Source organism: Streptomyces tricolor (assembly GCF_002155905.1).
In the GTDB taxonomy this organism is placed as follows: Bacteria; Actinomycetota; Actinomycetes; order Streptomycetales; family Streptomycetaceae; genus Streptomyces; species Streptomyces tricolor.
The window spans coordinates 1-7300 of sequence record NZ_MUMF01000424.1 but is presented as its reverse complement, the minus strand read 5'-3'; the positions used below and the strand labels follow the sequence as shown (position 1 = coordinate 7300).

General features: G+C 73.5%; 6 protein-coding genes and 1 pseudogene. 1 reads left to right on the top strand and 6 read right to left on the bottom strand.

Annotated elements, in window-relative coordinates; all coding sequences use genetic code 11:
- From CCN44_RS28125 to CCN44_RS28105, 6 genes and pseudogenes are all read right to left on the bottom strand, one after another.
- A pseudogene (locus CCN44_RS28125) lies at positions 1-220 on the bottom strand (nitrite/sulfite reductase); the annotation flags it as partial.
- Between the two features lie 103 nt (positions 221-323).
- Complete coding sequence (locus CCN44_RS47660; protein ID WP_310739661.1) at positions 324-407, bottom strand: putative leader peptide; 84 nt, start codon at positions 405-407, stop codon at positions 324-326.
- A 127-nt stretch (positions 408-534) separates the two neighbouring features.
- Complete coding sequence (locus tag CCN44_RS28120) at positions 535-1107, bottom strand: GNAT family N-acetyltransferase (RefSeq protein WP_059253663.1); 573 nt, start codon at positions 1105-1107, stop codon at positions 535-537.
- Between the two features lie 113 nt (positions 1108-1220).
- Positions 1221-2555: a hypothetical protein gene (locus CCN44_RS28115; RefSeq protein ID WP_059253665.1), complete on the bottom strand. Its 1335-nt coding sequence runs from the start codon at positions 2553-2555 to the stop codon at positions 1221-1223.
- Between the two features lie 169 nt (positions 2556-2724).
- A complete protein-coding gene (locus tag CCN44_RS28110) occupies positions 2725-4008 on the bottom strand; it encodes a GAF domain-containing protein (RefSeq protein ID WP_202430362.1) in 1284 nt (427 codons plus the stop codon).
- 376 nt (positions 4009-4384) lie between these two features.
- Entirely contained in the window at positions 4385-6022 is a 1638-nt protein-coding gene (locus CCN44_RS28105; RefSeq protein WP_059253668.1) for an acyl-CoA dehydrogenase family protein, read from the bottom strand.
- Between the two features lie 130 nt (positions 6023-6152).
- On the opposite strand from CCN44_RS28105, the gene CCN44_RS28100 reads away from it, so the two are divergent.
- Positions 6153-7300: YihY/virulence factor BrkB family protein (locus tag CCN44_RS28100; protein ID WP_208639852.1), on the top strand; the 1148-nt coding region annotated here is incomplete at its 3' end.

Sequence of the window (7300 nt, the reverse complement as noted above, 5' to 3'; positions counted from 1 at the left end):
GGTCGATCGAGTCGAAGCCGCGCTTGGAGTAGATCGTCTCAATGCGTGTCCGCACATTGAGACCGTCGTCGTCCTTCTTGAACTGCTCGTTGCCGTTGAGGGGCGTGAAATGGCCAACGGCCCACTGGCCCTCACCGCGGTGACGGCTCACCTTGCGGCGGGGCGCGGAGGCGGCGGGGTTCTCTGGGGTGGCGGCCATGGTTCTACGTCCTTCAGACAGGCGGGAGTCTGCTCTGACCTGCGCGTATGCGCGCACGCGGGCAGGCGTGCGCGTCCTTGCGCAGGGAGAATGGGAAACGGGGGTTCGCGGCGGTGCTGGGGCGTCAGCTCGCCGGACAGATGGCGCTGGACATGCGGCCGAGGTCGACGTGCCGCCGACTCACCAAGGCAATTCCAGTTCCAGGCATGACGGAAGCGTGTCACGGCGATCTGGACAGAGTCCAGCTTCGTCCATCATGCGGACACCCTTGTCCCGAAGAGTGGGACAAGGGTGTCGTCGCTCACATGCGCTGCCGGAAGGCTTGTCTCGGCAGGTCAGGCGGGGTATGCGCCGGGCCACGGCCCCGGCGTGGCCACCTCGGGCTCCAGCTCCACCTTCGTGTCGAACAGCTTGAAGCCGCGCCGCTGGTAGTTGTCCATCGCGAACGCGCCGTCCTTGCTGCAGGTGTGCAGCCACACCCGCTTGGTCGGCGTGCGCCCCGGCCACCGCTCGGCCAGGTCCCAGGCGCGGGCCGTGCCGTAGGACAGCAGATGGCCGCCGATGCGCCGGCCGCGGAAGGCGGGGAGCAGCCCGAAGTAGACGATCTCGACCGCGCCCTCGTCCTGCGGCTCCAGCTCCACATAGCCCGCCGGGGTGCCGTGGTCGTAGGCCACCCAGGTCTCCACACCGGGCCGCTCCAGATACTCCCGCCACCGCGCGTACGTCCAGCCCAGCCGGTCGGTCCAGCGGATGTCGCCGCCGACCGAGGCGTACAGGAAACGGCTGAACTCGGGGGAGGGCACCTCGGCGCGGACGATCCGGACGTCGCCGTCGGGGGCGGCGGCGGGCAGGAGATCGGCCGGAGAGGTCTGCTCCAGGGACCAGGTGGTGACGGGAACGCTGCTCATGCCGGCCAGGGAACCATCCCGGGGCCCGCTCTGTCGATCGGCTCCGGAGGCCGGCCTCGGCGGACCGGCGCCGCGGACCGGGGCCGGCCACCGGCCCGCCGGGGCCCGCCGGGTCAGTCCACGGAACGGTCGAGGTCGGCCAGCGGCAGCGCGAACAGCATCCGGTCGGACAGTGACCACACCTCGCCGGTCTGCTGCCAGTAGGACAGGGAACCCGCGTCCCGCGCCCAGCAGCGGTCCGAGGCGTCGGCACCGCAGCGGGCCGCCCGGGCCCCCTCGGTGTCCTGCCGCCACAGTCCGCCGTGCCCGTCCTGCGCATCGGGCAGCCGTCCCACATACCAGGACGGCCGGTCGGCCCCGGCCTGCCGGTACGACAGCACGCCGCGGATCCCGGTCGCCCGGGTCCGGTACGCCTCCACCGCGTCCGCCCGCCCCCGGGCGTCCGTGGCGAGCAGCCCAGGGCGCGCCGGGTCGGTGCTGAGCGCGTACCGCCACAGCCGGGCGCGCCGGTCGCCGTCGGGCGCGGTCCACTCCGCGGCGACCAGGCTGTCGGGTGCCGTGCCGCGGTCCAGGGCGAGCGCCCCGGGGCAGGGCGGGCCGGCGGGGGCGCAGCGGCCGGAGATGAAGCGGTACGAGCCGATCGCGGGCAGCACATAGCGGTGGCCGTCGGCGGACCAGCCGCCGGGCACCCGGCCGATCGCGGGTCCGTCGACCGTGGTGCGCTGGATGCGGTCGAGGTCGTAGACGTAGAGCGCGTCGGCGCCGCCGGCCTCGGTGGTGACCAGCAGCTTGTTCTCGTACCAGACCATGCCGGAGATGCCGGAGGTCAGGCCCCGGTAGTCCCGGCCGCCGTCGACCGGTACCACCAGCAGCACCCAGCGGTAGGCGAGGCGGGCGGGGTCGTCCGCGTCGACGAAGGCGACCCGGGCGAGGCCCCGCTCGGCGGGGCGGCCGTCGGCGGTGCTGCGGGACCAGCCGGCGAGGACCACCCGGTGGGTGCCCCAGACGCCGTCGTCGTCGGCGTCCCCGGAAGTGGTCACCGCGGCCGGCCGCCAGGCGTCGGTGGCGGTGTCGGCCGGGTCCCAGCAGTAGGCGCGGGTGGCGGCCGGGGCGACGGGCAGTGACGCGCGGTCGCCGGGCGAGCAGTCGGCGGCCTCCCGCAGGTCGCGGTCGGCGCTCCGCAGGACGGCGTCCACACCGACCGGGCGGCCCATCGCGGCGGAGAGCCGGTCCAGCGCCCGGGCGGGGACCAGGTGTTCCTGGAGCCGGAGCCGGTCGGTGTCCGCCGGGGAGGTCAGCGGCTTGAGCGCGCCCGGGCCCTCGCCGACCTCGGCCTGGGAGGCACTGATCAGGGTGGCGGCGGCGGTGAGCGCCAGCGCGGTCCCGGTCAGGACGGCGCGCAGTGCCGCGCCCCGCCTGCGCCGGCGGTGTCTGCCGCGATGCTTCATCTCTCCTCCAGACGGCGGGCCAACTGCGCCTGATGATCCGTACCTTGACCCGAGGAGCAGGTGGGGCGGCCCGTACGGGATGCTACGGCAGGAACGGGCCGGACAGGGCCAAGTCCTCGCAGTTGGGCGGACGGAGCGTGACCGGGGTCGGGGCCGTCCCGGTCGGGGGCTACCCGCCGCGGCCGTCCTGCGTGGCATTCCGCTTCCGGGCCACCGCCGGTGCTGTCGACTGGATGAGCAGGTCACGAGGATCGTCCGGAAGGACAACTTCCACTTCCGCATCGTCGCAGAAACGATACGGCCGATGCTGGAGGAGTTCCCCGAGGTACCGCCGGATCCGGGACATCTCGGCCCGCACGGTCACGGTCCGGGACGGATCGCCGAACAGATCCTCGGCCAGCTCCGCCGCCCCGCGCCCGGCGCGGTGCTCGGCCAGCAGGAACAGCAACTCGGCATGCCGCGGACTCAGTTCCCGGGACCAGGAGACCGCCGCGTCCGTGACCGTCACCGAGCAGCGGCCGGGCCGGGCGAGGTCCAGCACGACCCGGCGGACGGCACCGGCCCGCGGCTCGTCCTCCGCCCGCAGCAGCCAGCCCCCGTTCAGCGGCTCCACCGCGCACGAACCGAGCGAGGGCAGCCACCGTCGGCCCGGCGCCAGCGACTTGGGCAGCGCCACCCGCCGTACGTACGGCATTCCGGTCACGGCCGCCGCCCAGCCGTTCCGGTCCACCACCAGCGCCCGCCCGGCCAGCCGGGCCAGCACCGGCGCCGCCACCGCCCGCAGCCCCTCCAGCGAGGCCACATGCATCTCCCGCAGCCGGGCCTCGGCCAGCTTGGCCACCGAGTCCACCCAGGCCAGAGTGGCCGGATGCATGGTCTCCAGCGGGCCGCTGACGTCCACCACCCCGAGCAGCCGGCCGTCCCGCGGATCCGAGATCGGCGCGCCCGTACACGTCCAGGACGTCTGCGACCGCACGAAGTGCTCGCCGGCGAACACCTGTACCGGCCGCCGCACCACCGCCGGGGTGCCCACCCCGTTGGTGCCGACGACGTCTTCCCGCCAGTCCGCGCCCAGTTCGAAACCGAGCCCGTCGGCCTTGCGCAGCACCGCGGCCGACCCCTCCCGCCACAGCACACGCCCGTCGGCGTCCGCGACGACCATGATGTGCGGGGCGACGTCCGCGACCGAAAGCAGCCCCTCCCGCAGCACCGGCAGGACGTGCCGCAGCGGCGACTCCTCCCGCCGGCGCCGCACCTCGTCGGAGGACAACGGCCGGGACCTGCAGTCGCGCTCGGGGTCGACGCCGCTGCGCAGCATCCGCCCCCAGGACTGCTCGATCACCGGCCGCGGCGCGATCCGCGCACGTTGTCCGGCGAGCGTGGCCTCACGCAGCTCGCACAGCACCCGCGCCGCCTGTGCCGCGTCCACGGCGGCCAGGCGCGCCACGTTCATCGGCGGGTTCACCACTGAGGTCCTCCCGGAAAGGGCGTCGAACACACTTGTCAAGCCGTCCGGGCGGCGGATTCCGGTCCGACTGTGTCTCTCATACTGCCGTTCCGGGCATGGCGGAGGCACAGACTCCGCGCACGTGCCCCCATAAGTTGCAACCCCCTGCAACCCTGGTGGACCGTCCCGGGGTGGCTGAGACTTGACCCCGGTGGGGGTGGTGCCGTGTCGGCGCAGCATCACCCCTGCCGGGAGTTCGGCCGTGGACGGCAGGGGGTCTGTCGCGGTACGTCGGCGGCTGACGGTCCGTTCCGGCCGAACGCGCCCACGCGGCGGAGCCGCACAGCGAAACAGCCCCGGGCCCGTCAGGCCGGTCCGCGCTTCAGTCCACCGGCCTCGCCCGGTCCACCACCGACTCCAGGTCCAGACCCGTCGGCAGCGTGCCGAAGGACGCGCCGTGGTCGCCGCCCAGGCGGGAGGCGCAGAAGGCGTCGGCGACCTCCGGGGGCGCGTGCCGGACCAGCAGGGATCCCTGGAGGACCAGCGCGAGCCGCTCCACCAGGCGCCGGGCCCGGCCCTCAATGCCGTCCAGGTCGGCGAGTTCGGTGAACAGGTCCTTCACCGCGCGGTCCAGCCGGTGGTCGGCGCCGTGCGCCCGGCCGATCTCGGTGAGGCAGGCGTCCAGGGCGCCCGGCTCCCGCTGGAGGGCCCGGAGCACGTCCAGCGCCTGCACGTTGCCGGCGCCCTCCCAGATGGAGTTCAGCGGCGACTCCCGCACCAGCCGGGGCAGGCCGGACTCCTCGACGTACCCGTTGCCGCCCAGGCACTCGGCGGCCTCCACGGCCACCGGCGCGCACCGCTTGGTGATCCAGTACTTGGCGGCCGGCACCGCGAGCCGCAGGAAGGCACGCTCCCGCTCGCCGCCGTCGTCGCAGGCCGCGGCGAGCCGCAGCGCGAGCGCGGTCGCCGCCTCCGACTCCAGCGCGAGGTCGGCGAGGACGTTGCGCATCAGCGGCTTGTCGACCAGCTTCCCGCCGAACGCCTCCCGGTACGTGCAGTGGTGCACGGCCTGCGCCACCGCCTGCCGCATCAGGCCGGCCGAGCCGAGCGCGCAGTCCAGCCGGGTCGCGGCGACCATCCCGATGATCGTGCGCACCCCGCGCCCCTCCTCGCCGACCCGGCGCGCCCACGTGCCGTCGAACTCCACCTCGGCGGAGGCGTTCGAACGGTTGCCCAGCTTGTCCTTCAGCCGCTGGATCAGGAAGGCGTTGCGGCTGCCGTCGGGCAGGACCCGCGGGACCAGGAAGCAGGTGAGCCCGCCGGGGGCCTGCGCGAGCACCAGGAACGCGTCCGACATGGGTGCCGAGCAGAACCACTTGTGCCCGGTCAGCACGTACGCGCCGGCCTCCGCGAGGGGCCGTGCCGCCGTGGTGTTCGCGCGGACGTCGCTGCCGCCCTGCTTCTCGGTCATGCCCATCCCGAACAGCGCGCCCGGCTTCTGCCCCGCGGGCCGCAGCTGCTGGTCGTAGACCGTGGACGCCAGCCGGGGCTCCCACTCGGCGGCCAGTTCCGGATCGGCGCGCAGCGCGGGCACGGCCGCGTGCGTCATCGACAGCGGGCAGCAGGTGCCGGCCTCGACCTGCGTCCAGACCAGGAAGCCGGCCGCCCGGCGCACATGCCCGGAAGGCCGCGTCCACGCGCCGGTCAGTCCGCCCGAGACACCCTTGCCGAGCAGCCGGTGCCAGGCCGGATGGAACTCCACCTCGTCGATCCGGTGGCCGTACCGGTCGTGGCTGCGCAGCCGGGGCGGGTGCTCGTTCGCCTGCACCGCCCATTCCTGCAGCTGGGCCGAGCCGGCGGACCGGCCGAGCGCCGACAGCTCGGCGCGCACCTCGTCCAGGACGTCCGCGCCGGTGTAGCGGTCGACGGCCTCGGCGAGGGCCCGGTCGGCGGTGAAGACGTCGTAGCCGACGAGCGGGGGCGGCTGGTTCGTCACGGTGTGGGTGGAGGTGCCTGCCATGGTGCGAACCTACCCGGGACGGCGGCGGTGATGGCCTCCAGCGTGGCAAAGGACCGGGAACCCGAGGAGTCGAACCCTTGATCGCCCCCGTAAGGTGAGGGCGGCCCGGCGCGGCGGATACCGTTAGGACGTGCAGCCAGCAAGTGACATCCCCGAGCAGCCGGCCGGCCGGCTCCACCGGGCCAGAGCCCTCTACCGGAACGTATCCAAGCGCAGGACCGCCTGGCTGTTGCTCAAGGACACCGTCAACTCCTGCATGGAGTACCGCATCCTGGGCCTGGCGGCCGAGGCGGCGTTCTTCACGCTGCTGTCCGTGCCGCCGCTGCTGCTGAGCCTGATCGGACTGCTCGGTTACGTCGACGACTGGACCGGCGCCGACACCATCCACAGCCTGGAGACCAACCTTCTGGAGGCCTCCCGCACGGTGCTCTCCGACAAGGGCGTCAAGGAGATCGCCGAGCCGATCCTGGACGACGTGATGAAGGGCGGCCGGCCCGACGTCATCTCCATCGGTTTCCTGTTCGCCCTGTGGTCGGGCTCGCGCGCGGTGAACGTCTTCATCGACACCATCACCGTCATGTACGGCCTGGACGGCGTCCGGGGCATCGTCAAGACCCGGATCATGGCGTTCCTGCTGTTCATCGTGGCGCTGCTGATCGGCTCGGTGGCGCTGCCGCTGATGGTGGCCGGGCCGGACGCGGTGGTCCGGATCCTCCCCTGGTCGGAGACGGTCGTCCAGGTTCTGTACTGGCCCGTCGTGATCGTCCTGTCCATCGTCTTCCTGACGACCCTGTACCACGTGTCGGTGCCGGTCCGCTCCCCGTGGATCGAGGACGTGCCCGGCGCCCTGGTCGCCCTCGCCATGTGGGTGCTGGGCAGCTTCCTGCTGCGCATCTACCTCACGAACACCATCGAGGGCGCCACCATCTACGGCTCCCTCGCCGCCGCCGTCGCCGTTCTGCTGTGGATCGGTGTGTCCGCCTTCGCGGTGCTCGTCGGCGCGGCCGTGAACGCGGCCATCGACCGGGTCTGGCCCGCCGCGGCCACCGCCGCCGCGCGTGAGGCCAACGAGCGGATGCGGCACGCGCAGGTCGCCGAGTACGTCGCCCGCGCCGCGGCGGCCCGCGAGGCCGACCCCGACGACCCCGACATGCCCTCCGAGTTCCCCGAACGCTGGTCCCGCTTCCTCCCCCCGGAGGACGTGACGGCCCGCCTCCGCACCCACGCGAAGAACCCGCACCATGCGCATCGGGGGGACGGGGACGCGGGGCATACGGA